Origin of the sequence: Actinomycetospora sp. CA-053990 (assembly GCF_050948445.1) — a bacterium.
GTDB classification, from domain to species: domain Bacteria; phylum Actinomycetota; class Actinomycetes; order Mycobacteriales; family Pseudonocardiaceae; genus Actinomycetospora; species Actinomycetospora callitridis.
On the sequence record NZ_CP192043.1, the window covers coordinates 3,923,620 to 3,947,925 of the forward strand.

Below are 24,306 nucleotides of genomic sequence, written 5' to 3' on the forward strand. Positions count from 1 at the left end.
TTTCAGGTCGGACAGAGCGGGCCTCGCCCGCTCTCGAGCGTTGCCCGATCCACTCAAGGCACGGCACGGAGATGTGGCGAGCTGTGCGAGCGGGTCGATGTCAACATGATCCACGAAGCTCAGAGCACAGCGAGGACTACGAGACGGCAACGGAATCAACGTATCAGAGCCGTCCGGAGTCGTCGGTGGCGCCGGGCGCAACGGTCGGCAACGACCGGAACGTGACCCCCGTCATGCCCAGCGCCGTACGATCACCGGGTGAGCACGCGACCCCTCCGGCTTCGGCTGATCGGCCGATTCCGGGTGGAGGGCGTGCCCGACGGGGCCGTCCCGGGCGGGCAGGCGGAGCGGCTCCTGTGCCTCCTCGCCGCCCACCACGGCCGCTTCCTCCCCACCACGGTGCTGACCGACCTCCTGTGGCGCGACCGGCAGCCCGCGGAGCCGGCGCGCAACCTCGCCGCCCTGGTCAGCCGCCTGCGCCGGTCGCTGGGCCGCGACCGGGTCGAGGGCGACCCCCGGGCCTACCGGCTCGTGCGCGACGACTCGACCGTCGTCGACGTCTCCGAGGCGCTCGACCTGGTGGCCACCGCCGAGCGCGAGCTCACCCAGGGGCTGCGGGCCCTCGCCGCCATGAGCGCCGAGGTCGCCGAGGGGCTGCTGACCGCGGGCGTCCCCCTGGCCGGCGCGCCGGACGCCGACTGGGTCGACGCGGTCCGCGTGTCGGTCGCCGGCGCGCTCTCCCGGGCCCGCACCTGCCGCTGGACCGCCGCCCTCGACCTCGGCGACCTCGAGACGGCGGTCGACGAGGCGTCCCGGGCCCTCGCCGACAACCCCCTGGACGAGCCCGCGGCCCGGGCCCTCATGACCGCCCACCAGCGCCGCGGCGCGCACGCCGACGCTCTCGGCGCCTACGAGGACCTGCGACGCCGCCTCGCCGCCGACCTCGGGAGCGATCCCTCGCCGAGCACGCAGGAGGTCTTCCTCGCCGTGCTGCGCCACGGGTCGGAGGCGCCCGTCGCCGAGCCCGAGCCGGCGCAGGCCGCCGCCCCGGAACCGTCGTCGCTCATCGGCCGGGAGTCCGAGCTCGCGGTGCTCTCGCGGGCCTGGTCGGCGGCCGCGCGGGGCCGGGGCGGCCTGGTGCTGGTCACCGGCGAGGCGGGGATCGGCAAGAGTGCGCTCAGCCAGGCGCTGCGCGTCGAGGCGCGGCGCAGCGGGGGTCTCGTCGCCGTGGTGCGGTGCGCGGGCGCGGAGCGCTCGCTCTACCTCCAGCCGCTCGCCGAGGCGGTGCGCGAGATCGTCCTGCGCCTGGCGCCCGGGGCCGGTGACCTGCTCTCGGAGCGCGAGCGCGCCGCGCTCGGCGACCTCGTCGGCGAGGTGGCGTCGCACCGGGCGCCCGCCCCGTCGCACTCCGAGCTGCGCCGGCGGCGCACGCTCGACGCGATGGCGGAACTGTTCGGCCAGGTCGGCGAGACGCGTCCCCTGCTGCTCGCCGTCGAGGACCTCGAGCACGCCGGGCAGACGACCATCGAGGCGCTGCACGTCCTGGCCACGCGCCTGGCGACCCGCCGGGTGCTGATCGTCGCGACCGAGCGGACCGCCGAGTCGGCCGGCGCCGCGGAGACGCTGCGCGACGTCGCCACCGTCCTGGACGTCGGGCCGCTGTCCCGGGACGCGTTGCGCGCCCTGCTCGCGGGCGCCGGGCGGGAGCAGGACCTCGAGCGCTTCTCGTCCTGGACCGGGGGCTCGCCGCTGCTGGTCAGCGAGCTGCTGCGCCACCCCGAGACCGGTGCCACCACCGACGACCCGACCGCCCCGACCATCCCCGGCTCGCTGCAGGAGGCCCTGTCGCGCCGGCTCGCCGCGACCGCCGAGGACGTCACGGTGCTGCTGGCCCAGGCCGCGGTGCTCGGGACGTCGTTCGGGCTCGACGAGGTCGCGGCGCTGAGCGGGGTGGGCGTCGAGGAGTGCGCCCACCGGGCCGGACGCGCGACCCGCGCCGGGTTCCTGGTCACCGACGGCGCGAGCTACCGCTTCGCCAACGACATCGTGCGCCGGATCGCCTACGAGTCCGCTCCCCTGCCGGTGCGCGTCAGCAGGCACCGGCGCGCGGCGATCCTGCTCGCCGACCGGCCGGAGGCCGCGGCACCCCACCACGCCGCGGCCGGCGACCACGCGGCCGCGGCGCGGTCGTGGATGGCGGCGGCGGACGCCGCGCACATGGTCTTCGCCCACCAGGAGGCCGACAAGCTCCTGACCGCCGCCCTCGGCGCCGCGGACCGGGCCGGCGACCGGGCGCTGCACGCCACGCTGCTGGTGCGCCGCGGCGGGGTCCGTGCCGACCTCGGGCACCACGAGGACGCGCGGGACGACCACGACGAGGCGCTCGCCCTCGCCCGCGACCTCGCCGACGAGGAGCTCGAGGCGCGCGCCCTGGAGGGCCTCGGCTGGACCGCGCTGTGGGCGCGCGACGCGCTGGGTGCGGTGGACCTCGCGGAGCGCGCCGGGCACCTCGCCGAGTCGGCCGCCGCCGCGCCGGGCGCGCGCCGCAGTTCGCTGCTGCTGCTCGGGCGCGTCCGGCACTGGGACGGCGACTACACCGGCGCGACGCACGCCTACCAGCAGGTGCTCGCCGTCGATGCCGACGACGCCACGAGCGCGGTCGCCATGGCCTACCGGGGCGCGCTCCTGCAGCACATGGACCGCTTCGCCGAGGCCCGCGCGGTGCTGGAGCGGGCGGTGGTGCTGTGCACGCGTACCGGTGAGTTCCGTACCCTGCTGCAGAGCCTGTTCTTCTGCGGGCTGGCCCGGGGCGACGTCGGCGACCTCGCCGGCGCGCTGCGCTCGTTGGACCGCGCCCGGCGCCTGATCGACGAGGCGGGCGTCAGCTACTACCGCGCCGGCATCGAGACGACGACGTCCTGGCTGTGGCAGGAGCTCGGCGACGTCGGCCGGGCCCGCGAGCACGCCGAGGAGGCCGTCGAGCTGGCGAGCCGCGGCGGCGGGGCGCTCGAGCTGGAGCAGGGCCTGCACGCCCTGCTCGCCCTCGCCGACTGCGACCTCCTGGCGGGCCGCGACGACGACGCCGGCGCGCTGGTCGAGGCCGCCGCGCCCCTGCTCGACCGTCCCCTGCCCTTCCGGCCGCGGGCCGCGATGCGGCTGCTCGAGATGCAGGCCCGCTGGGAGCCCGCCCGCGCGGAGGCCCTCCTCGAGCAGGCCCGCACGTTCCGGTCGACGAAGTACGAGGCACTGGCGCTCCAGCACCTGGGGCGGGACGCCGACGCCGCCGTCGTGGCCGCGCAGACCCGCTCGGACCTCGTCGTCGCGCAGATCGGCGCGCCCTCGACGCGCGAGCCGGCCCGCGACAGGATCGCCGCCGCCCTGCCGCCCGAGCTGCGCACCCGGTTCGTCGCGCGCGGACGGCTCGCGGTGCCGTCGCCGAGCACGCACTGAGCGCCCGCACACCGGCACTCAGCGCAGGTCGATGTCCATGACCACGTGGGGCCGCCCCGCGTAGATCTCGTCCGCCCGCGCCGTCCAGCCCAGCCGTTCGAAGAAGCGGCGGTTGTCCCGCTGCACGTGGGCGACCATCCGCGTGCCCCCGCGCGCGGCCGCCGTGGCGACGGCGAACCGGACCAGGGGCCCGCCGACGCGCGCGGTGCGGAACCCGGGGAGCACGGCGAGCCGGTCGCCCTGCCAGGCACCCGCGGCCCCGAGCGGGAAGAGCCGCACCACGCCCGCGGCCCGCCCGTCGATCCAGGCCACGACCTGCAGCACGTCGGATCGCGCGTCGTGGGCGTCGACGTCCGTCCCGTCGAAGATGGCCTGCTCGTCGACGAACACCGCCCGCCGGATGCGGTGGTGCTCCTCGGCCTCCGCGGCGTCCGCGACGAGGCGGCAGTCGGCCTGCGCGGGCGCGACCCGCAGCTCGGTCACGGGTGGCCCCTCACGGGGCGGAGCCCGGGCGCGGGCCGATCTGCAGCAGCGGCTGCTGGACGGCGTTGATCGCCGAGCACGCCTGGCACCGCGCGCAGCCGGCCACCGCGTCGTCGGCGCTCATGCCCCGTTGGCTCATGTACGCGGCGACCTGCCAGTAGATCCGGTTGCTGTACGGGCCGGGCGGCGGCGCCCAGTCCTCCATGAGGCTCCCCGCGACGGGACGCAGCGGCACGATGAACGGGTAGACGCCGATGTCCACCGCGCGCCGGCAGGCCTCGACGGTGAGGTCGGGGTCCTCGCCCATGCCGAGGATGACGTAGGTCGACACGCGACCCGGGCCCCACAGCTCGACCGCGCGCTCCCACGTCCGGAAGTAGGTCTCGATGCCGGTGCGCGCCTTGCCCGGCGCGACGTGGGCCAGCACCTGCGGGTCGAAGGACTCGACGTGGATGCCCACGGCGTCGGACCCGCCCGTGTCGTACACCTCGTCGAGGATCGCGAGGTCCCACGGCGGCTCGAACTGGATCTCCACCGGGAGCCCGGAGGCATCCTTGACGGCCCGCCCGCAGCGGGCGACGTAGCGCGCGCCGCGGTCGGGCGCGGTGGAGCTGCCGGTGGTCAGCGTGGCGTCCACCGCGCCGTCGAGCTCCTTCGCGGCCACCGAGACCTCGGCGAGCTGCTCGGGCGTCTTCTTCACGATGGTGCTGCCCGCGGCCAGCGAGACGCCGATCCCGCAGAAGCGGCACTGGTCGGCGGTGTTCCAGTAGTTGCAGGTCTGGACGACGGTGCTGGCCATCGAGTCCAGGTGCAGCAGCGCGATCTTCCAGTACGGGATGCCGTCGGCGGTCTCGCGGTCGTAGTAGCGCGGGCGGTGGGACGCGGCGACCGAGGCGAGCCGCAGGCCGTCGCGGTAGATCGCACGGCCGCCGTCGTCCTCCGGGCGCAGCACGTAGGGCGAGCGCCGGGCCTCCTCGGTGCGGACGGGGACCGTCACCGGCACGCCCTCGATCCACAGCATCCCGGAGTCCGACGGCCCGGCCCCGCCGGTCCGGGTCTCGACATCGGCGTCCGTGCGCAGGCCGGCGCTCTGCAGCTCCACGATCAACGCGGCGACGTCCGCGGGGGTGGGGGTCTCCCCCGGGTCGTCGAGCGGCGCGGTCTCGTGACCCGTGTCGGAACGCAGGACCCCTGTCATCCCTGATCCACCCTCGATCCTCGTTGACTACAGGAAACGTTCATCGCTCATCGGAAACCATGTGCCCGCCGCCGTCAAGGGACACGATCTCCGCGCGGCGCTGCGCGAGCGCGGCGTCGCGCTCGGCGCGCGTGGCGAACCAGGTCGGGTCGTCGTCCGCCCCGGCGAGCACCTCGCCGGTCTCCGCAGCCAGGGCCACCTCCCCGACCCCGTGCGGGTCGGCGTCGCGGTAGGGCTCGTCGATCGCCACCAGGGCGAGGCCGGTCGGCAGGTGCATCGACACCGAGCGGGTGAACCCCTCCTCCAGCACCACCCAGGTCCGGCCCTCGTCCCGCGCCGCGGCGACGAGCGCGGCCCGGCGGGTCCGCGCCTGCTCGGCCTCGATCTCGTCGGCGCGCATCGCGCACGCCGCGGCGTCCACGAGCGCGGCCTCCGGCCGCTCCTCCACCGCCAGCAGCCCGGCGGGCGTCGTCGTCGTCCGCCGCAGCTCGGCGAGCCGGTCGCCGACGCCCTCGGCGAGTCGCCGATAGCCCTCGGCGTCGGTGAGCGCGGCCGCCCACAGGCGGTTCGCGGCCGCGCGCCACCGCGCCCGGGCCGCGTCCCACTCCCCCGGGGTCTCGACGCCCGTCATCTGCGACCACCTCCCGACACGATCATCTACTATAGTCGACGACCTGACATCTCCGGTCGCCGTAGAGGAGTGCTCGTGCCCAGGACCGCAGTGGTCGCGCTCGGCGGCAACGCCATCACCCGCAACGGCCAGTCCGGGACCTACGAGGAACAGTCGCGCAACGCCCACGCCATGGCGGCCGCCGTGTGCGCGCTGCGCGACGCCGGCTGGAACGTCGTCCTGGTGCACGGCAACGGCCCGCAGGTGGGCAACCTCGCGATCCAGCAGGACGAGGCGGCGGACATCGTCCCCGCCCTGCCCCTGTTCTGCGTCAACTCGATGACGCAGGGCCAGCTCGGGAGCCTGCTCAGCCTGGCCCTGCTCGCCGAGGGCCGCGGCCGCCTGCCCGGCGTGGTGTCGGTGGTGACCCACGTGATGGTCGATCCGGCCGACCCCGCCTTCGACAAGCCCACCAAGCCCGTCGGCCCCTTCTTCACCGAGGAGCGGGCGCGCGAGCTCGCCGAGCACCGCGGCTGGGAGATCGTCAAGGACGGCGACCGCGGCTACCGGCGGGTGGTCGCCTCCCCGAAGCCCGTCGGCATCGTCGAGGTGGACGCCATCCGCGCGCTCATCGAGCAGCACATGATCGTGGTGGCGGCCGGCGGTGGCGGCATCCCGGTGATGGCCGGCGACCGCGGCCTCGAGGGCATCGACGCCGTGATCGACAAGGACTTCACCGCACAGCGGCTCGCGGCCTCGGTGAACGCCGACGCGCTGGTCCTGGTCACCGACACCGCCAAGGTCCACCTCGACTTCGGGACGCCGCAGCAGCGCGCGATCGAGGAGATGACCGTCGACGAGGCGGGCAAGCACCTGGACGACGGCCAGTTCCCCGACGGCAGCATGGGGCCGAAGGTCCGCGCGGCCGTCCGCTTCATCAAGGAGGGCGGCCGCACCGCGGTGATCACCACGGCCGACCGCGCCGGGCCCTCCCTCGACGCCGTCGGCACCCATCCCGACGACCGCATCGGCACGCGGATCGTGGGGGTGCGGGCGTGACGACCCCGGTCCGGACCGTCCGGGTCATCAAGGACACCTACCTGGACTCCGTCGTCCAGCTCTCCGGCACCCGGGCGATGCGCGCCGTCGAGGGCGTCGACTGGGCGACCGCGGCGATGGCGACACCGGCCAACCTGGAGACGCTCGGGCACGAGGGCTTCGACGGCGACGACCTGGCCGGGGCCGGCCCGGGCGACCTCGTGCTCGCGGTGCGGGCGGCGTCGCAGGACGCGGTCGAGGCGGCCGAGGAGGCCGGGCGGGATGCGATGTTCTCGGCCCGCGCCGCCGAGACCGGAGCCGACACGACCGAGGCACCGGCCCGCACCCAGACCGAGGCGCTCGCGCGCCTCGCCGGCGGCAACGTCGCGGTGATCTCCGTGCCGGGCGACCACGCCGCCCTCGAGACCCACAAGGCGCTGAGCGAGGGCCTGCACGTCCTGCTGTTCAGCGACAACGTCCCCGTCGCCGCCGAGGTCGAGCTCAAGACCCGGGCCGAGCAGCTCGGCCTGCTCGTCATGGGCCCCGGCGCCGGCACCGCCATGCTGGGCCGGACCTGCCTGGGCTTCGCGAACGTCGTCGCGCCCCTCGCCGAGCGCATCGGGGCGGTCGCCGTCGTCGCGGCGGCGGGCACCGGCGCGCAGGAGGCGGCCGTGCTGCTCGACCGCGCGGGCGTCGGGGTGACGCACGTCGTGGGTCTGGGTGGACGCGACCTCAGCGCCGACGTCGGCGGGATCATGGGCCGCACGGCGGTGCGCGCGCTCGCGGCCGACCCGGCCACCGAGGCGATCCTGCTCGTCTCCAAGCCGCCGGACGCCCGGGTCGCGGCCACCGTGACCGCGGAAGCCGGCGACACGCCCCTCGTGGCGGCGCTGATCGGGCTGGACGACGCCGGTGTCTCGCCCACCCTCGAGACAGGGGTGCTCGCCGTCCTGGACCGCCTGGGCCACCCGCGCCCCGACGTCACCCTCGGCCTGCGCACCCAGGTCGAGGAGGCGATCGCCGCGATCGGGCCGGAGCGCACGCTCGTGCGCGGCCTGTTCTCCGGCGGGACCCTCTGCTACGAGTCGCTGGTCGTCCTGGGCCGGGTCCTCGGCCCGGTGCACTCGAACACCCCGGTCGACAAGGAGCTGGGCCTGCCGGCCCCGGCGTCCGCGCACGTCTGCCTCGACCTGGGCGAGGAGGAGTACACGCGCGGACGGCCGCACCCGATGATCGACCCCGAGGCGCGCATCGAGCACCTGCGCGAGCAGGGCCGCGACCCCGAGGTGGCGGCGATCGTGCTCGACGTCGTCCTCGGGTACGGGGCGCACCCGGACCCGGCGGGCGAGCTCGCCCCGGTCTGCGCCGCGATCACCGCCGACGGCGGCCCCCGCGTCGTCGTCTACGTCCTGGGCACCGAGCACGACCCGCAGGGGTTCGAGCGCCAGCGCCGGGCGTTCCGGGAGGCCGGGTGCGTGGTCACCGAGACCGCGGCCCGGGCGTCGCTGGCCGCCGCCGCGATCGCCCGGCGCGAGCCGGCGCTGGCGGAGGTCGCGCTGTGAGCAGTGTCGGTGGGGACGGACCAGCCGTCGTGCTGGTCACCCACTCCACCTCGCCCCGCGGCGGGATGGTGCACACGTTGGCCCTGGCCGAGGCGCTCCATGACCTCGGGCGGCGGGTCCACCTCGTCACCCAGGGCGACCGGCTGTTCCGGCCCACCGCGGTGCCGCACACGGTGCTGCCGGCCCCGGCGAGGGACGGCACGCTGACCGACCGCGTGTTCGCCTCGATCGACGCGCTGACCGACGCCCTCGGCGAGCTCGCGGACGGCGCGGACGTGCTGCACGCCCAGGACTGCATCGCCGCCCGCGCCGCGGCGCGCGTCCGCGGCGCCGGCGCCCCGGTCTCGGTGGTGCGCACCGTGCACCACGTCGACGACTTCACGACGCCCGCGCTGGTCTCCTGCCAGCGGGAGGCGATCATCGAGCCGGACCGCGTGCTCGTCGTGAGCGAGTACTGGCGCCGCGTCCTGCACGACCACTACGCGACCGAGTCCACGGTCGTGCCGAACGGCGTCGACCCGGACCGCTTTCCGCCGATCTCCCCCGAGCGCCGCGCGGAGATGCGGGCGCGTGTGGGTGCGTCGTCGGAGCAGGGGGACCGCTTCCTCTTCCTCGCCGTCGGCGGGGTGGAGCCGCGCAAGGGCACCCACCACGCGTTCGAGGCGCTCGGGCAGCTGGTCCGCCGGATGGCGCGCCCGCCGATGCTCGCCGTCGTCGGCGGGCACTCGTTCCAGGACTACGCGCCCTACCGCGAGGCCGCGCTCGCCGCGCTCCCCCGCCTCGGCCTCACGCTCGGCGAGGACGTGGTCCTGCTCGGCACGGTCAGCGACGACGACCTCGGCGCCTGGTACCGCAGCGCGGACGCCCTGTGCTTCCCGTCGGTCAAGGAGGGCTGGGGGCTGGCCGTGCTCGAGGCGATGGCGGCCGGCCTGCCGGTCGTCGCGGGCGACCTCCCGGTGTTCCGCGAGTACCTCCTCGACCACCACGACGCCCTGCTGCCGCGCTCGGGCGACAGCGCGGCGCTGGCCGCCTCGATGATGGAGATGTACGCGGACACCGCCCTGCGCCGGCGTCTCGTCGCGGGGGGCCTGGGCACGGCGGGCCGGTACCGGTGGTCGGCGTCGGCGCAGCGGCACGCGGCGATCTACGACGAGGTGCGCGCGACCCGGGCCCCGGCGGTTCGTCGCGGGTAGGTTCCCGGGCGTCCACCGACGCCCGGGAGCCGCGTGGGGAGTGCCGCCGTCCTGCTCGCCGGGGCCCCGACCGCCGGGGTCCCGGCCTTCGCCGTCGCGATCACCCTGGTCGCGGCCGTGCTGCACGCGGTGTGGAACGCCGTCGCGCACGGGATCCCCGACCGGCTCGTCGGCTTCGCCCTCATCGGGGTCGCCTACACGGTGATCGCCGGGGCCGGCGCCCTCGTCCTCGGTCTCCCGCCGGCGGCCGCCTGGCCCGCGATCGTCGCCTCCGCCGGGCTCCACGCCGTCTACACGCTCCTGCTCTGGACCAGCTACGAGCTCGGCGACTTCAGCCAGGTCTATCCGGTCGCGCGCGGCAGCGCCCCGCTGATCGTCGTCGTGATCGAGACGGCCCTGGGGCGCGACCTGCCGGCCCTGCAGCTGCTCGGGATCGGCGTGATCTCGCTGGGGCTGATCAGCCTCGCGCTCGACGGCGGCCGCCCGTCCCGGGCGTCGCTGCCGGCCCTGGGCGCCGCCCTCGCCACGGGCGTCGCCATCGCCGGCTACACCGTCGTCGACGCGAGCGCGGTCGCGACCACCCCGGTGGCCGTCTACGCGGTGTGGATGTTCCTGCTGCAGGGCCCGCTGATGCCGGCGATCGCCCTGGCGCGCCGCGGGCGGGCCCTGGCCGCCCAGGTGCGCCCGGTCGCCCTCGCCGGCCTCGGGGGCGGCGTGGTGTCGCTGGTGGCCTACGGGCTCGTGCTCGTCGCCCAGACCAGCGGCGCGACCGCGGCGATCGCCGCCCTGCGCGAGAGCAGCATCGTCATCGGCGCGCTCATCGGCTCGCTGTTCCTCGGCGAACGCTTCGGACGCAGCCGCGTGATCGCCGCGGCGGTGGTGGCGGTCGGCATCGTGCTGGTCGACCTGTAGTCGCCGACCTCAATGCCCGTGACCGTGACCGTGACCGTGGCCGTGGTCCTCGCCGTCGGCGTGGTCGTGCCCCGAGGGGCGCTCGGCGAGCAGCGCGGACCGCTCGGCCACCGCGGCGCCGGGCAGCGTGCCCGCCGCCACCAGCCGGTCCTCGAGGGCGCCGAGCCAGCAGCGGTAGTAGTGGAAGTCCTCGCCCGGTGCGGGGTCGGCCTCCCAGGCCGCGATGCGGGCGACCAGGGCGTCGCGGAACTCGTCCCAGGTGAAGACGCCGGCGTCGGCGAGCGTCACGGCCATCCCGAACGCCCGGCTCTCCCAGGGCTCGGCGAAGACGAGCTCGCCGTTGGACCGGGGTGGTGCCGCGACGCCCGCGACGTCGAGCACCGCGGTCACGGGGCCTTCACCTCGCTGACGAGGGCGACCCCGACCATCGCGTCGCGCGTGACGATCCCGGCGAGGGCCTCGGCGTCCCAGCCGTCGGTGCCGGCGGGGCGCTGGGGCAGCACGAGGTAGCGCACCTCGGCGCTGGAGTCCCAGACCCGGATGTCCTTGCCCTCGGGCACGTCGAGGCCCATCTCGCGCAGCACCCGGCGCGGCGTGCGCACGATCCCCGCGCGGTAGGCGGGGTCCTTGTACCAGCTCGGCGGCAGCCCGAGGATCGGCCACGGATAGCAGGAGCACAGGGTGCAGACGACGACGTGGTGGACGTCGTCGGTCTGCTCGACCACCACCATGTGCTCGCCCTGAGGCCCGCCGTACCCCATGTCCTTGATGGCGGCGGAGCCGTCGCGCAGCAGCCACTCGCGGTACTCCGGGTCGGTCCACGCGCGGGCGACGACCTTGGCGCCGTTGAGCGGGCCGACGTCGCGCTCGTAGGTGGTGATGAACTTGTCCATCACCGCCGGATCGATCAGTTCGCGCTCGACGAGGAGCTGCTCGAGCGCCTCGGTGCGCAGGGCCGGGGAGAGACGGCCGGAGATGTCTCCTGCGGGGGCGTTCACTGCGGCTCCAGGTAGCTCTCGAACAGGTCGACGTGCAGGGTGAACGGCTCGGCGTCCGGGCCCCACAGCTCCGTGGAGGCGAACCCGACCGTGTAGACGTGCTGGGGGTTCTCGCCCTCGAACACGGCGTGGGTGTCGGGCAGCACGTGCGCGGGACGGACCGCCGTCACGGTGCCCGAGCGCCGGCGCACGTAGGCCGGGAGCTTCGTCGGGCCCTCGGGCTGCAGGTCCTTGGTCCGCACCGCGTCGCCCACGGTGAACGCCGGCGCCTGCTCGACCTCGCGCAACGAGCCCGCCGCGGTGGGCTTGTAGTCGGGGCGGTCCGGCTCGGGGAACGGCGGCTCCGTCACGTCCTCGCCGAGGTTGCGCCGCGCGCGGGCGTCGACGGCCCCCGGCGCGAGGATGCGGGAGTCGGTGAGCATCAGCTCGGCGGCGTTGAGCCACCGGCCGTAGTAGCCGTCGGCGAGGTAGTCGACGGGGTGCAGCCGGCCCAGGGCGTGGCGGAACGCGTCGAGGTTGCGGCCCGAGATCCGCCCCATGGTCAGCACCGTGATGGCGAAGCTCCGGCCCTCCCAGGGCTCGGCGAAGGGCGGTTCGTCGGTGGGGACCTGCGCGGGGCCCCACCCGTGGGTGCCGCCCATGTCGGCGATCGAGTCCATGCGAGGACCCTCCTCTGCGCTGCGCACGGGTGCGTGCCCGTCCGTGCACCGGCACGGACGGGCACGCACGGGACCGAGGTCAGACCGTCCAGGTCTGCATCACGAGCGCGCCTTCGCGCCGTGCCGTGAGCTGGGCGTCGAGGACGTCGAGCGGGTTGACCGGCTTGACGCCCTCCATCATGTCGACCTCCCGCATGCCGTAGAGCATCGCGGCGGAGAACCGGCACGCGTAGACCTTGCCACCCTCGTTCATGAAGGTCTGCAGCTGCTTGTTGTAGCCGAGGGCCCCGGGGAAGGCCTCGTCCCCGACCGTCGGGAAGCCGCGGGAGGCCGAGGCCATCAGCGACCCCGGGCCGAAGAGCACGATGCTGGTGTCGAAGCCCTTCCGGCGCACGCGGGTCGCGGTCAGCATGTTGACCAGCCCGACCGAGCCCTCGAAGGGCACGGTGTGCATGAAGATGTACGCCTTCTCCCCCGCCTCGGCCTGGATGTCGTCGAAGACCTTGTCCTCGTAATCGACGATCGCGTCGCCCTTGCTGACCCGCTCACCAACGACCTGGACCACGGTCACACCCCATTCTCTGTGTCGCTCGATTCGTGCTGCACGTGCTCAGACCGCCGGGTCCCGCCGTTCGGGGGGCGGTGACCAGGTCCGGCGATGGCTGCCGGGCATCGCGCGCATGACGCGGTGACGCAGCGGCCAGGGCAGTGCCCGGTAGGTCGGCGCGAAGACGCGCCGCCAGAACAGTTCGACGGCCCCGTGCGGTCGCCGGGGCGGGCGGGTGCCCGAGTAGCGCCGGGCGAGCCGCTCGTGGGCGTCGATCATCAGGTAGTGCTCGGAGTTCTCCCGCAGCCACCGGGAGAAGGAGTTCCGCGTGCGCGGCATCTAGAGCTTCCCCGCCTTCCGCAGCTCCTCGAGCCCGTTGGTCGCCGCGACGACGATCGGCTCGTTGAGCGCGCCGATCGCCGGCGAGTAGACGTTCTCCATGGTGGAGAGGTCGTGGAACGTGAACCCGTGCTTCACCGCCATCGCGAGGAAGTCGGCGCGCTCCTTGATCCCCTCGCCGCCGACGATCTGCGCGCCGATGAGGCGCAGCGACCCGGGCTCGGCGAGCAGCTTGACCTTCACGGGCTTGACGCCCGGGTAGTAGCGGGCGCGGGAGATGCCCTGGGCCTGGCCGACGACGTACGGGATGCCGAGCGCCGTCGCCGTCGTCTCGCCGAACGACGCGCCACCGATGATCCACTTGCCCGCCGGCGTGCCCCACGGGACGTACACCGCCTTGTACCGCCGGTCGCCGCCGCCGGCGTTCTGGCCCGCCGTCTTGCCCTGGGCGTACGCGTGGCTGCCGGTGAGGCCCTGCAGCGGCACGCGGGTGAGCCCGTGCGGGATCTCGGTGCAGTCGCCGGCCGCGAAGACGCCGGGCACCGACGTGGCCATCCGCTCGTCGACGACGACGCCGCCGGTCGAGCCGATCTCCAGGCCCGCCGCCGCGGCGAGCCGCGCGTTGGGCACCTTGTGGGTGGCGACGACGACGAGGTCGCAGGGGATCTCGCCGTCCGAGGTGGCCACGGAGCTGACCCGGCCCTGGCCGACGAACCCCTTGAGCGTGGTGTTGAAGTGCGTGATGACGCCCAGCTCGCGCCAGGACTCCTCGACCGGCGCCATGATGTCGGGGTCGGCCATCTCCGCGAGCGGCCACGGGTGCGGGTCGACGAGGTGCGTCTCGATCCCGCGGTGGGCCAGCGACGTCGTCATCTCGACGCCGAGCGGCGTGGCCTCGATGACCACGGCCGTCTTCACGGAGTCGAGGACCTCGTCCCACTCCATGGCCCGGCGGATGTTCTTGACGTAGTAGAGGCCGCCGAGGTCCTTGCCCGGCACGCCCGGGTCGGCGTAGTCGAACCCCGTGGCGAAGATCAGCGTGTCGTAGGAGACCGCGCCCTCGCCCTCGACGTGGACCTTCTTGGCCGCGGTGTCGACCTTCGTCACCGTGGTCTCGTAGTGCACGTCGATGCCGACGCTGACGTACTGCTCCTTGGTCGCGAGGAACAGCTTGTCGAAGTCCGAGATCTCCTTGCCGTGCACGTAGGGGATCCCGCAGGGGCTGTAGGCGACGTCCTCGAACTCGGTGTAGACGACCACCTCGGCCTCCGGGGAGGCCGCCTTGACCCCTCCGGCGGCGCCCAGTCCGGCGGCCCCACCCCCGATGATCACGGTCTTGTGCGGCACACGGAACCCCTCGTCGGACTCGTACGATGCGTCGGCGCGGGCGGACGGGCTCGCTCCGGGATGGCCACCATAGGTGATGGTCATTTACGATACTAAGCGCGCCATCCGTGTCAAGGAGGCCCCATGGCCCGATCAGCGGCCGCCGCGACGGACCGCGGCGAGCCCCCCGTCGTGCCGTCCGACGCGCCCGGGGCGGGCCCCGAGCCGGACCCGGACGCAGCTGTCCCCGGCTACGCGGCGGTGGTGGAGGCGATCGGCCCGAAGGTCCGTGACCTGCGGCAACAGGCCGGCCTGTCGCTGCAGCAGCTGGCGCGGCGTGCGGACGTCTCGGCCGCGTCGGTGCACAAGGTCGAGCGCGGCGACATGGTCCCGACGATCACGACGCTCCTGAAGCTGGCGGCGGCGCTCGAGCGCCCGATCGGCCACTTCGTCGACGACCGCGTGCCCGAGCCCGTCGCCAGCCTCGTCCCGGCCGACGCGCGTCCCGACCTGCCCGCGCCGCCGTCGGTGCACCGCGCGGGCATCACCGGTCCCGCCGCCCGCTTCCGTCTGCAGGGCACGGTCACCGAGGTCGACGAGGGCGCCTCGGGTGCCGACGAGGGCCCGCGCAGCGGCGAGGTGCTCGTGCACGTCCTCGAGGGCGAGCTGAGCTTCGAGCTGGCCGGCGAGCGCCACGTCGTCGCCGCCGGCGACACGCTGCACTACCCGGGCGACCGGCCGGCGCTCTGGCGCAACACCGGGTCCGGCCCCGCGCGGGCGATCTGGCTCGCGGTCCGCGGGAGCTGAGACACCGCGAGCGCCAGGCCGGCGGCCAGGTGCGCGCCGGAGCTCGCGCCGACGGCGACGAGCGAGCGCCGGGCCGCGGCGAGCTCCCCCGGCCGGCCTGACGCCAAGGCCGCGAGCCAGTCGTGCACCGGCGCGACGCACTGCCCCGCGCGGCCCACGCCAGGAACGCGCGGGCGATCTCCGTGGTCGCGACGCCGGCGGCCACCGCGTCGAGGCGCGGCCCGGCGCCCGGCCCCCGAGGAGCCGGGCGACGACGAGCACGCCGGCCAGCAGGTCGTCGCCGGACGGGGTCAGGCCGGGGCCCCGGCCACCCACCCGCGCGGCGAGCTCCTCGAGCCGCCCGGCCCGGACGAGGTCGGCGATCTCGGGCTCGACGTCGACCTCGAGAGCGCCGACCAGGGCGCCCAGCGCGTCGGCGTCCGGCAGCGCCCCCGCCACACGGGACCGTCGACGCGCAGCGCCCAGTGCCCGCCCGCGAGCCGCGTGCCGTCGCCCGCCACCGGCTGCCCCGCGCGCAGCGGGGCATGGCTGCGCACCGGACGTGCAGCGGCCCCGGGGCGACGGAGGCGTCCACGAGCGCCACGATCTCCCCGTCCAGCCGCAGGTACGCCGCGCGTCGATAGACGGCGACGACCGTCCCGCGGCACGGCCGGGCGAGCACCGCGTGGGCGCCCTCCCCGAGATCGACGGTCACACGGCTACTCCTCCCCGGCCAGGTCGAGCAGCGCCGCGACGAAGCAGTCCAGCGGCGCCGTGGCGACCCCGGCGCCGACCTGCCCCACCCCCGAGTGCGCCGCGAGGATGCCGGTGGTGACCTTGGGCGTGATCCCGAGCTCGACCACCGCGCGCACGTCCACCCCCACCGGGGTCCCGCTGAACCCGAGCGCGGGCAGCGTGAACCGGCTGCTGGCGCCGACGCAGATGCGGCGGAAGACCTCGGTGGCGCGGGCGGCGTCCGCCATCGAGCCGCCGAGGAACGCCGCGACCGCCGGCGAGTTGCCGGCGGCCGGCCCGCCGAGGCCGACGAGCTCGAGGACCGCGCTGTCGCCGATGTCCGGCGCGGCGTCGTCCGGGCCGTAGCCCGAGTAGTAGAGGGCCTCGCCGACCGGCGGCGAGTCCGTGACGTACCAGCGGTCGGAGCCGGCGAGCCGGATCCCGAACGTCGTGCCGTTGCGCGACATCGTCGTGACGATGCTCGAGCCCTGCACCTGGCCCGCCCACGCGGTGAGTGCGCGGGCCGCGCCCATCGCGAGGGTCAGGAAGAACAGGTGGTTGCCGCCCAGGAAGTCGGCGAAGCCCTGGCGGGACTCCTCGGGCAGCGCCGCGATGTGCGGCAGCCAGGTGCGGACCAGGAGGTTGGTCGCGGCCTGGGTGCGCATGTGGAGGTCGTCGCCCATCGCGATGCCCTGGGCCGCCAGCGCCAGGATGTCGAGCGGCCCGGTGCGGGCCAGGATCGCGGCGACGGCGGGACCGGCGACGTCGCGCAGCAGGCGCAGTCGGGCGATCGCGGCGTCGGTGTCGCGGCCGAACCAGGGCACCTCGCCGGGCCCCTGGTTGATGGGCGCGAACGTCCGGACGGTCCCGTCGCCGGTCGACATCTCGATCACGAGGACGGGCGCGGTCGGCCCGATCGCGCTGGCCATCGGGACGACCGTGTCGTGGAGGTTCGCGGGCTCGAGGCGCACCGCCCCCGCGGCGAGCAGCCCGTCGGCCTCGGCGGTGTCGGCGGCCCAGCCCTCGGCCACCGTCGCGGCGCGCATGGAGCGGCGGAGCGGGTCGGCGACCTGCTCCCACCCGATCGTCGGGCCGCAGTGCAGGAGGACGCGGTCGCCGGCGTCGGAGACGCCCGGCACCACCTCGCCGGCGGGGGCGACCCCGACGAGGAAGGGCACGCCGGTGTCGAGGCGGCGCAGGACCTCGGCGTTGGCGGCGTCGATCTCCGCGCCGCGGCCGGCGTAGAGCCGGGTCAGCGCCCGGATCGCCTCCGGCCGGCCGCCGGCCGGCGGGCGCCAGTCGACGTGCTCCACCGGACGCCCCTGGCTGCGCACCGCGTCGGCGAACATCGGCAGCCCGACGTTGACCACCGCGACCTCGTCGGGCAGGACGATCGGGGGCAGGGTGGTGCTCATCGTGCTCCTCCTGAGCGGTGCGGGCCTGAAGGGTGCGGGCCTGAGGGGTGTTGGCCTGAGCCCTGGCGCGCCGCGGCGAGCAGTGCGTCCTCGGCGGTGTCGTAGCCGGCGAGCCGGTCGGCGGCGGACGCCGCGAGACCCTCGAGGCGGGCGCGCAGGCTCGTCGTCATGCGGGCGAGCGCGTCGGGCGAGGCCCCGCCGCGGGCGTCGCGCGAGAGCACGATCTGCCACGGGTCCAGCACGGCGGACAGGTCGCGGCCGGCCACGCCGAGCGGCGTGCCGCGGTGCTCCACGGCCGCCTCGTCGATCATCTCGCCGGTGATGGCGACGCCGCGCACGCCGGCGCGGCTCGCCGCCCGCACCGTGCGCCCGACGATCAGGTACGCGGTCCGGTAGTCGACGTCGCAGGACTGCACGAGGTACTCGGCGAGGTCGGTGGCCTGCGTGTAGCCGCCGCGGACCTCCTCGGCGAGCCGGTCGGTGTTCACCCGCAGCGTGCGCACCACGCCGGCCGACAGGCGCGCGATGCGGACGGCCAGGTCGAGCGCGCGGGGCACCTCGCCGTAGGCGTAGATCAGGTTGTCGCTGCGGGCCGAGGGGCTCTTGGTCACCGCGAGGAACCCGGCGAGCCGCCCGATGAGGACGCCGGACGCGCCCCGGATGATCGACAGGGCGTAGGGGTTGCGCTTCTGCGGCATGAGGACGCTGGCGCGGGTGTAGCCGTCGTCGAGGTCGACGTAGTCGAACTCGCTCGACGACCAGATCTCGAGGTCCTCGGCGAGCTTGCAGAACGTCGTGAGCAGGCTCGACGACGTCGCGAGCACGGCGATCAGCCCGTCGACCTGCCACATCGCGTCGCGCGTGTGCTCGATGACGTCGGAGAAGCCCAGCGTGCTGGCGATGAACTCGCGGTCGGTGAGCAGCCGCGTGCCGTTCACGCAGCCCGCGCCGCCGGGGCTCGCGTCGACCCAGTCGAGCTCGCCGAGCAGCCGCTCGGCATCGCGCACCGCGGAATAGACGAACGAGAGGACGTAGTGCCCGAACGTCGAGGGCTGCGCGTGCTGCAGGTACGTCTGGTCCGGCATCACCGTCTCGGCGTGCTCCTCGGCACGGTCGACGGCGGCGAGCCCGAAGCGGGCGGTGTCGCTGATCAGCTCGACGATCTGGCGCCGGATGTGCAGGCGCAGCGCGATCCGCACGGCCTCGCGGCGGGGGCGCCCGGCGTGCAGCCAGCCCGCGGCGTCGCCGATCCGGGAGACGAAGTAGGCCTCGCGCGAGTTGTAGGGCTCGCCCAGCTCCGGGTCGTACGGGAAGTCCTCGGCGGGCGTCGCGTCGGCCTCGAGGAGCAGCGCCAGGACCGCCTGCCGGGCGTCGTCGGGCACGAGGCCGCGGCGCGCCAGGTCGAGCACGTGCCCCATGTCGGCCAGGTTCAGCCCGCGATGCAGGAACGGGGCGTCGGCGTTCTCCAGCGCGAAGCCGGAGTCGACGAGCTCGGGCGCCGCGGCCGTCCGCGGGGGGCCCGACTCGCGGACGCGACGTGCGGTCATGGTGCTCCTGTCGTGGCGGGGACGGGCTCGCCGAGGTGGGTCAGGGCGGACGCGACGCCGCCGGTGTGCCAGAGGACGACGGGCTCGTCGTGATCGGGCCCCGACCGCAGGCCCGCGAGGGCGACGGCGAACGCCTTGGCGCCGTAGGTGTCGTCGAGCAGCAGTCCCTCGGTGCGCAGGACCGTCGCCGCGGCGTCCCGGTCGGCGGCCGACGCGCGCCCGAAGCCGGGTCCGCGGTGATCGACCACCTCGAGGCGGTCCTCCCGCGGCGGCGCGGTGCCGAGGGCCGCGGCGCAGGCGCGCGCGAGGTCCAGCACCTTGGGGTGATCTCCTCCGGCGGCCGGCTCACCGACACCGCGAGCACCGTCGTGTCGGCGCCGGCCGCGGCGAGGCCGACGAGCAGGCCCGCGGTGCTGCCGCCGGAGCCGAGCGGGAGCACCACGGTCGCGGGGAACGCCCCGTCGAGGCGCACGCACTGGTCGAGCAGCTCGGCGGCGGCCCGCGCGAAGCCGGCGGCGCCGACGGGGGTCGAGCCACCGCGGGGCACCGCGAGCGGCCGGCGTCCCGCGGCCCGGAGCTCGGCGGCCCGCTCGGCGACGACGACGTCGACGCGCTCGCGCCGGTCGTCGCCCAGCGGGACGAGGCGCGCGCCCGCGGCCGCCGCCAGTGCCAGGTTCGGGGTGGGCCCGAGCGAGGCGCCGCCCCACACCACCAGCTCGCAGGCGATGCCCGCGACCCGCGCCGCCATCGCCGCCGCCGCGACGAAGTTCGAGTCCGGGCCGCCGCCGGTGACCAGCACGTCCATGCCGTGGGCCTGCGCGTCGCCCAGCAGGTACTCGAGGGGGCGGGTCTTGTTGCCGGCGATCCCGAAGCCGGCGAGGTCGTCCCGCTTGATCCGCAGCGGCCCGCACCCGAGCTCGGCGCGCAGCCGCGGCGCGTCCACCAGCGGGGTCGGCAGCGTCCCGAGCGGCAGGCGGGGCGGGAGCCGGGGCAGCCAGGTCACGCGCCCTCCCCCGCCCGAGCCGCGGCCCGGGCGTCGCGGGCCCGCGCCACCACCTCGTCGACCATCCGGCCCGCGGTGGCGACCGGGGCGCGCGCCATCCACCCGCGCACCTCGTCGGCCGACGCGACCCCGCGCGCCACGACCCCGTCGACGACGTCGCCGCCGTCGGCGAGCACGCCCTGGAGCAGGTCCTGGGCGGCGTGCTTGCCGAGGCGCCCGGAGAGCCCGGCGAGCACGCGCTCGGAGGTGAGCCGGTCGCCGAAGCGCTCGAGGTTCGCGGCCATCGCGCCGTCGTGGACCTCGAGACCCGCGAGCAGCGTGCGCGCGAGCCCGAGCGCGGTGCCGGCCAGCAGGCAGACCTCGGGGAGGGCCACCCACTCGGCCTTCCACCCGCGGCCGTCGCGCTCGTGGCTGACGACGGTGCCCTCGAGCAGCACCCCGGCCGAGGACCGGGCCAGGCGGGCGAGGGTGTCGAGGTGCTCGCCGACCTCGGGGTTGCGCTTGTGCGGCATCGTGATGCTGCCGACGGCGGTCGCGGTGGTCGGCTCGGCGAGCTCGCCGATCTCGGGCCGGGCGAGCTCGTAGACCTCGGTCCCGATGCGCGCGAGCGTCCCGCACACCAGGGCCAGGACGTGCCCGAACTCGGCGACGCGGTCGCGGCTGGTCAGCCAGGACGCGCCCGGGTCGCCCAGCCCGAGCTCGGCGCAGAAGTCCCGGCGCAGCGCGAGCGGGTCGAGCTCGGCCTCGTGGAACGCGAGCGCGCCCACCGCCCCGGCGAGCTGGCCCACCGCCCACCGCGGACGGCCCTCGCGGAGCCGGTCGAGGTGGCGGCGCAGCTCGTCGGCCCAGGACGCGGCCTTGAAGCCGAAGGTGATCGGGGCGCCGGGCTGGCCGTGGGTGCGCCCGACCATGACCGTGTCGCGGTGGCGCCCGGCGAGCTCCAGTACCGTCGCCTCGAGGGCCAGCAGGTCGCGCCGGACGATCGCGCCGACGTCGCGCATCAGCAGGCCGAACCACGTGTCGCTGACGTCCTGCACGGTGGCGCCGACGTAGACGTGCTCGCGCGCGGACTCCGGCAGCACCCGCTGGAGCTCCCGGATGAGGCCGAGCGTGGAGTGCGACGTCGACCGGGTCCCCGCCGCGACCCGGTCCAGGTCGAGCGCCTCCGCGCGGGCCCCGGCGGCGATCTGCTCGGCGGCGTCGGGCGGGACGAGGCCGTGACGGGCCTGGACGCGGGCCAGGGCGACGAGGACGTCGAGCCAGGCCTGCCAGCGGGCCGTCTCCCCGAGCAGCTCCTCGAGCTCCGGGGTGGACCAGAGGTGCGCGTAGACCGGCGAGTCGGTCAGGCGGGTGACCACGGCGCCGCCCCCCGGGTCTCGGCGAGCTCGGCGAGCCGGTCCAGCGCCTCCCGCACGTGCTCCAGCGAGGCGCCCCACGGCACCGACACCCACGTCGTCGGCCCGTCCGGACCCTCGGCGACGCCCTCGTCGAGCTCCTCCTGCTGCAGGCAGCACTTGGTCAGCAGGGCTCCGGGGCCGGCGGCGGCCGGGTCGGCCTTCGGGCAGAAGTCGACCTGCGGGGCGTCGCGGCCGTAGAACCACCGGTGGATCTGGCGGGAGCGCTCGCAGCCGACGAGCGTCCAGTCGGCGGGCTCGGGCCGTTCGTCGAGGTAGGACATCGTGGCGCCGGGGATCTCGCTCCCGCCGCCGCGGCACGGGAGCAGGTAGTGCTCGGCGGGGATCCGGCGGGCGAGGTCGGCCAGGTCGACGACCTCGCTCTCGAGGCGCAGCGGCCGCAGGGCCTCGGTGACGTCGACGATCCGGCGGGCCTGGTCGGCGAGCTTGGCCGGGTGCGGCGGCACCACCTCGCGCACCACCACCCGCAACGGGTCGGGGTCGACCACGAAGTTGACGTGCTCGTAGCGGCCCTGCACCACCACCGCGCGGGCACCGGGGACCTCGGCCGCCACCGCGACCAGCGCGGACGGGATCGCCGTATCGACGTCCGGGCGGTGCACGACCACGCACTCGTCGGGGCCCGCGAGCAGCTCGACCGCCGTGATCGGGCTGAAGAGCGCGTCGCCGGGGTCCCGCGCGACGGCGAGCAGGGCCACGTCACGCGAGGTGTCGTCGTGCGGGCGCACCACGAGGAACCGCGTCTTCCAGTAGGCCTCGCGGCCGAGGTAGTGCTCGCGCAGGGACGCCTCGTCGAGCGGTCCGTCGAAGCGGGCGACGGCGACGCCGCGGTAGCGCCCGGGGATGCGGTTGGGCGTGCCCCTCACCGCACGGGCTCCGCGGTGACGGGCAGGGACACCTCGGCGGTGTCCGAGCGCAGGCCCAGCCGCAGCGTCTCCACCGAGAGGATCTCGTCGAGCGCGACGTTGCCCAGGTTCACCCCGGGCCCGAAGCGCCGGACGAACCACGCCTGCTGCCCGGCGCGGGGCGCCTCGAAGACGATGCGGTCGAGGCCCACGGCGTCGACGATCTCGTCCACCACGTCCTCGCGGACCGTCCCGTCGCCGTCGTAGATCCCGACGGTGCCGCTCTGGCGCCCCTCGGCGACCACGAGCGCGGCGCCGGCGTCCCGGTCCTGCCCCGCCTCGTCGCCCCACTGCGCGAGGGTGTGCTGCTGGGCCGGGTCCTTGGCCCCGACCTCGGTGACCACGACGAACCGGTCGGCGGCGCGCCGGACCAGCTCGTGCTTGGCGTCGAGCGCCATCGGCACGGTGCCCCGCGACACCTCGACGTGGGTGAAGCCGGCGTCGTCCGCCCACGCGAGGCACGCCTCGGCCGCCCCCTGGGCCCAGGCGATCTCGAGCAGGGTCCCCCCGAGACACGAGGCGACGTCGTGGGCGGCGAGCACGGCGAGCTTGTCCGCGATCCGGCCGTCGAGGTAGGCGGTGCCCCAGCCGGTCTTCCAGATGTCGACGTACGGGGCCGTGCCGCCGAGCAGATCCGCCGCGACGGCGGGCGTCACGCCGGTGTCGAGGACGTGGGTGAGGCCGGCCGAGCGGGGCTTGGGCGGCCGGGACGGCAGCGTCAGGAAGCTCGCGGGGCCCATGGCCGTCGATGGTAGATCAGATAGTAGATGTACGCCTACGATGCGAGACGATCGAGGAGGTGCGGCGTGGGAACGACCGTGACGAGCGAGCTGGACGAGATCGTCCGGGTCGTGGCCGAGCACCCCGGGCTGCTCGCGAAGACCGAGATCGGGCTGGTCGGCGAGGTCTTCGGCGACACCGACTGGACCAGCGGGCCGGGCGACGACGGGGCCGTCGTGCGCACGTCGACCGGCTCGGTGGTCGCCTGCGGCGAGGCGCTGTGGCCCCCGTTCGTCGCCCACGACCCCCGGGGCGCGGGCTTCGCGGCCGTGCTGACCAACGTCAACGACGTCGTGGCGATGGGCGCCGAGCCGCTCGGGATCGTCAACACCGTCGCGGCCTCGGAGGACACCGCCCGGGCCGCCCTGGAGGGGATGCGCCACGCCTCCCGGCTCTTCCGGGTCCCGATCGTCGGCGGCCACCTCACCCGCCACGACGGCGAGCCCTCGATCTCCGCCTTCGGGCTCGGCGAGGTGGGCGAGCCCTTGTCGATGACGCGGGTGGAGGTCGGCCAGAGCCTGGTCGTCGCGGCGGCCACCGACGGCGCGATGCGCCCGGACTTCCCGTTCTTCCCGGCGTTCGAGCAGCGGGGAGAGCGGTGCGCGGACGACGCCCGCCTGCTGCCGGCGCTCGCCCGCAGCGGCGCCGCCGTCGCGGCGAAGGACATCAGCATGGCCGGGCTGGTCGGCTCGCTGGCCATGCTCCTGGAGTGGGGGACGTTCGGGGTGGAGATCGACCTCGACGTCCTGCCGGCGCCGCGCGGCGTGGACACCGCGGCGTGGCTCACGTGCTTCCCGAGCTTCGGCTTCCTGCTCTGCGTCCCGCCCGGTCGCGAGGACGACGCCCTCGCCCCGTTCCACGCGCGCGGCCTCGAGGCCGCCGTCGTCGGGCGCGTCGACGACACCGGACGGATCGACCTCCGGCGGGGCGAGGCCGTGGCGACCGCCTACGACCTCACCCGGCGCGCGGTCACCCGGCTCCCCCGGACCGGCCGGTGAGCGGCTCAGAGCTCGCCGGCGAGCAGGTCGGAGCCCGCGAGGTCGCGCCAGACGGCGTCGACGCCGGTGCAGGGCGCGGGGACGTTGTCCGGGGCCCAGCTCGTCCTCGGGTGGGGGCCGCGCAGGGCGACGTCGGCGGCGACGGAGAACAGCCGCAGCACGCGCTCCGGGTCGCGCCACCGGTGTCCGGCGGCGAAGTCGATCCACGCCTCCGGCGGGACCACGTCGCTCTCGGAGTAGTCCAGCTCGCCCCAGGTGACGGCGAGCTCGAGCAGCTCGATCACCTCGTCGGGGTCGTCCTCGACCCTCAGCAATCGGTCGTGGTGGGCGCGGGTGCGCCGATCCGGTCGGCACCGCACCCAGGGCAGCACCGTCACCGGGTGCGCCACGCTGTCGATGCTCATGGA

General features: G+C 75.5%; 24 protein-coding genes and 1 pseudogene. 7 read left to right on the forward strand and 18 right to left on the reverse strand.

Features of this window, described 5'->3' with window-relative positions; translation table 11 throughout:
• Window positions 1-258: 258 nt before the first annotated feature.
• Window positions 259-3,450: an ATP-binding protein gene (locus ACQPYN_RS20195; RefSeq protein WP_433026676.1), complete on the forward strand. Its 3,192-nt coding sequence runs from the start codon at window positions 259-261 to the stop codon at window positions 3,448-3,450.
• An 18-nt stretch (window positions 3,451-3,468) separates the two neighbouring features.
• Here ACQPYN_RS20195 and ACQPYN_RS20200 read toward each other — a convergent pair whose 3' ends face one another.
• Genes ACQPYN_RS20200 through ACQPYN_RS20210 form a run of 3 tightly spaced genes read right to left on the reverse strand, consistent with a single transcriptional unit; the run spans window position 3,469 to window position 5,762 of the window.
• On the reverse strand, window positions 3,469-3,933 hold the full coding sequence (locus ACQPYN_RS20200) for an MSMEG_0567/Sll0786 family nitrogen starvation N-acetyltransferase (RefSeq protein ID WP_433026679.1): 465 nt from the start codon (window positions 3,931-3,933) through the stop codon (window positions 3,469-3,471).
• Window positions 3,934-3,943: 10 nt separating this feature from the next.
• A complete protein-coding gene (locus ACQPYN_RS20205; protein ID WP_433026682.1) occupies window positions 3,944-5,131 on the reverse strand; it encodes an MSMEG_0568 family radical SAM protein in 1,188 nt (395 codons plus the stop codon).
• Between the two features lie 40 nt (window positions 5,132-5,171).
• A complete protein-coding gene (locus ACQPYN_RS20210; RefSeq protein WP_433026685.1) occupies window positions 5,172-5,762 on the reverse strand; it encodes a hypothetical protein in 591 nt (196 codons plus the stop codon).
• A gap of 75 nt (window positions 5,763-5,837) precedes the next feature.
• Here ACQPYN_RS20210 and ACQPYN_RS20215 point away from each other — a divergent pair, with 75 nt between their 5' ends.
• Genes ACQPYN_RS20215 through ACQPYN_RS20230 form a run of 4 tightly spaced genes read left to right on the forward strand, consistent with a single transcriptional unit; the run spans window position 5,838 to window position 10,446 of the window.
• The gene (locus tag ACQPYN_RS20215; protein WP_433026688.1) at window positions 5,838-6,800 is read left to right on the forward strand and encodes a carbamate kinase; all 963 of its coding nucleotides are present in this window, start codon (window positions 5,838-5,840) and stop codon (window positions 6,798-6,800) included.
• Complete coding sequence (locus ACQPYN_RS20220; RefSeq protein WP_433026691.1) at window positions 6,797-8,341, forward strand: protein FdrA; 1,545 nt, start codon at window positions 6,797-6,799, stop codon at window positions 8,339-8,341. The genes ACQPYN_RS20215 and ACQPYN_RS20220 overlap by 4 nt, the downstream gene beginning before the upstream one ends.
• A complete protein-coding gene (locus tag ACQPYN_RS20225) occupies window positions 8,338-9,534 on the forward strand; it encodes an MSMEG_0565 family glycosyltransferase (protein ID WP_433026694.1) in 1,197 nt (398 codons plus the stop codon). Before ACQPYN_RS20220 ends, ACQPYN_RS20225 begins: the two co-directional genes overlap by 4 nt.
• A 33-nt stretch (window positions 9,535-9,567) precedes the next feature.
• Window positions 9,568-10,446, forward strand: a complete 879-nt coding sequence (locus ACQPYN_RS20230; protein WP_433026697.1) for an EamA family transporter — start codon at window positions 9,568-9,570, stop codon at window positions 10,444-10,446.
• Window positions 10,447-10,455: 9 nt separating this feature from the next.
• Here ACQPYN_RS20230 and ACQPYN_RS20235 read toward each other — a convergent pair whose 3' ends face one another.
• The 6 genes from ACQPYN_RS20235 to ACQPYN_RS20260 all read right to left on the reverse strand — a co-directional run bounded on the left by ACQPYN_RS20235 (window position 10,456) and on the right by ACQPYN_RS20260 (window position 14,420).
• Complete coding sequence (locus ACQPYN_RS20235; RefSeq protein WP_433026700.1) at window positions 10,456-10,836, reverse strand: nitrile hydratase accessory protein; 381 nt, start codon at window positions 10,834-10,836, stop codon at window positions 10,456-10,458.
• Entirely contained in the window at window positions 10,833-11,444 is a 612-nt protein-coding gene (nthA, locus tag ACQPYN_RS20240) for a nitrile hydratase subunit alpha (RefSeq protein ID WP_433026703.1), read from the reverse strand. The genes ACQPYN_RS20235 and nthA overlap by 4 nt, the downstream gene beginning before the upstream one ends.
• Window positions 11,441-12,103, reverse strand: a complete 663-nt coding sequence (nthB, locus tag ACQPYN_RS20245; protein ID WP_433026706.1) for a nitrile hydratase subunit beta — start codon at window positions 12,101-12,103, stop codon at window positions 11,441-11,443. Before nthB ends, nthA begins: the two co-directional genes overlap by 4 nt.
• 79 nt (window positions 12,104-12,182) lie before the next feature.
• Window positions 12,183-12,674 (reverse strand): MSMEG_0572/Sll0783 family nitrogen starvation response protein, encoded by a 492-nt coding sequence (locus ACQPYN_RS20250; protein WP_433026709.1) that lies wholly within the window; start codon window positions 12,672-12,674, stop codon window positions 12,183-12,185.
• Between the two features lie 39 nt (window positions 12,675-12,713).
• Window positions 12,714-12,989, reverse strand: a complete 276-nt coding sequence (locus ACQPYN_RS20255; protein ID WP_274191296.1) for a hypothetical protein — start codon at window positions 12,987-12,989, stop codon at window positions 12,714-12,716.
• Window positions 12,990-14,420: an FAD-dependent oxidoreductase gene (locus tag ACQPYN_RS20260; RefSeq protein ID WP_433026712.1), complete on the reverse strand. Its 1,431-nt coding sequence runs from the start codon at window positions 14,418-14,420 to the stop codon at window positions 12,990-12,992.
• Between the two features lie 39 nt (window positions 14,421-14,459).
• Here ACQPYN_RS20260 and ACQPYN_RS20265 point away from each other — a divergent pair, with 39 nt between their 5' ends.
• A complete protein-coding gene (locus tag ACQPYN_RS20265; RefSeq protein ID WP_433026715.1) occupies window positions 14,460-15,122 on the forward strand; it encodes a helix-turn-helix domain-containing protein in 663 nt (220 codons plus the stop codon).
• Window positions 15,123-15,380: 258 nt separating this feature from the next.
• Here ACQPYN_RS20265 and ACQPYN_RS20270 read toward each other — a convergent pair.
• From ACQPYN_RS20270 to ACQPYN_RS20305, 8 genes and pseudogenes are all read right to left on the reverse strand, one after another.
• Window positions 15,381-15,437 (reverse strand): annotated as a pseudogene (locus ACQPYN_RS20270) (oxamate carbamoyltransferase subunit AllH family protein); the annotation flags it as partial.
• Window positions 15,413-15,658 (reverse strand): hypothetical protein, encoded by a 246-nt coding sequence (locus ACQPYN_RS20275; RefSeq protein WP_433026718.1) that lies wholly within the window; start codon window positions 15,656-15,658, stop codon window positions 15,413-15,415. The pseudogene ACQPYN_RS20270 and the gene ACQPYN_RS20275, both read right to left, overlap by 25 nt.
• 162 nt (window positions 15,659-15,820) lie before the next feature.
• On the reverse strand, window positions 15,821-17,251 hold the full coding sequence (locus ACQPYN_RS20280; RefSeq protein ID WP_433026721.1) for an oxamate carbamoyltransferase subunit AllG family protein: 1,431 nt from the start codon (window positions 17,249-17,251) through the stop codon (window positions 15,821-15,823).
• The gene (locus ACQPYN_RS20285) at window positions 17,248-18,798 is read right to left on the reverse strand and encodes an argininosuccinate lyase (RefSeq protein WP_433026724.1); all 1,551 of its coding nucleotides are present in this window, start codon (window positions 18,796-18,798) and stop codon (window positions 17,248-17,250) included. Before ACQPYN_RS20285 ends, ACQPYN_RS20280 begins: the two co-directional genes overlap by 4 nt.
• Before the next feature lie 40 nt (window positions 18,799-18,838).
• A complete protein-coding gene (locus tag ACQPYN_RS20290) occupies window positions 18,839-19,801 on the reverse strand; it encodes a pyridoxal-phosphate dependent enzyme (protein WP_433026727.1) in 963 nt (320 codons plus the stop codon).
• Entirely contained in the window at window positions 19,798-21,159 is a 1,362-nt protein-coding gene (locus tag ACQPYN_RS20295) for a class-II fumarase/aspartase family protein (protein WP_433026730.1), read from the reverse strand. The genes ACQPYN_RS20290 and ACQPYN_RS20295 overlap by 4 nt, the downstream gene beginning before the upstream one ends.
• On the reverse strand, window positions 21,144-22,082 hold the full coding sequence (locus tag ACQPYN_RS20300) for a DUF7714 family protein (protein WP_433026733.1): 939 nt from the start codon (window positions 22,080-22,082) through the stop codon (window positions 21,144-21,146). The genes ACQPYN_RS20295 and ACQPYN_RS20300 overlap by 16 nt, the downstream gene beginning before the upstream one ends.
• Entirely contained in the window at window positions 22,079-22,861 is a 783-nt protein-coding gene (locus tag ACQPYN_RS20305) for a phosphosulfolactate synthase (RefSeq protein WP_433026736.1), read from the reverse strand. Before ACQPYN_RS20305 ends, ACQPYN_RS20300 begins: the two co-directional genes overlap by 4 nt.
• 66 nt (window positions 22,862-22,927) lie before the next feature.
• On the opposite strand from ACQPYN_RS20305, the gene ACQPYN_RS20310 reads away from it, so the two are divergent.
• Window positions 22,928-23,899: an AIR synthase related protein gene (locus ACQPYN_RS20310; protein WP_433026739.1), complete on the forward strand. Its 972-nt coding sequence runs from the start codon at window positions 22,928-22,930 to the stop codon at window positions 23,897-23,899.
• A gap of 5 nt (window positions 23,900-23,904) precedes the next feature.
• Here the strand turns inward: ACQPYN_RS20310 and ACQPYN_RS20315 are convergent, their stop codons facing one another.
• A complete protein-coding gene (locus tag ACQPYN_RS20315; protein ID WP_433026742.1) occupies window positions 23,905-24,303 on the reverse strand; it encodes a hypothetical protein in 399 nt (132 codons plus the stop codon).
• Window positions 24,304-24,306 lie beyond the last annotated feature (3 nt).

Coding starts and splice junctions, on each gene's coding strand:
- ACQPYN_RS20205 (WP_433026682.1), bottom strand. CDS start 5,131: ATGACAGGGGTCCTGCGTTCCGACACGGGTCACGAGACCGCGCCGCTC.
- ACQPYN_RS20210 (WP_433026685.1), bottom strand. CDS start 5,762: ATGACGGGCGTCGAGACCCCGGGGGAGTGGGACGCGGCCCGGGCGCGG.
- nthB (WP_433026706.1), bottom strand. CDS start 12,103: ATGGACTCGATCGCCGACATGGGCGGCACCCACGGGTGGGGCCCCGCG.
- ACQPYN_RS20255 (WP_274191296.1), bottom strand. CDS start 12,989: ATGCCGCGCACGCGGAACTCCTTCTCCCGGTGGCTGCGGGAGAACTCC.
- ACQPYN_RS20260 (WP_433026712.1), bottom strand. CDS start 14,420: ATGACCATCACCTATGGTGGCCATCCCGGAGCGAGCCCGTCCGCCCGC.
- ACQPYN_RS20265 (WP_433026715.1), top strand. CDS start 14,460: ATGGCCCGATCAGCGGCCGCCGCGACGGACCGCGGCGAGCCCCCCGTC.
- ACQPYN_RS20280 (WP_433026721.1), bottom strand. CDS start 17,251: ATGAGCACCACCCTGCCCCCGATCGTCCTGCCCGACGAGGTCGCGGTG.
- ACQPYN_RS20285 (WP_433026724.1), bottom strand. CDS start 18,798: ATGACCGCACGTCGCGTCCGCGAGTCGGGCCCCCCGCGGACGGCCGCG.
- ACQPYN_RS20305 (WP_433026736.1), bottom strand. CDS start 22,861: ATGGGCCCCGCGAGCTTCCTGACGCTGCCGTCCCGGCCGCCCAAGCCC.
- ACQPYN_RS20315 (WP_433026742.1), bottom strand. CDS start 24,303: ATGAGCATCGACAGCGTGGCGCACCCGGTGACGGTGCTGCCCTGGGTG.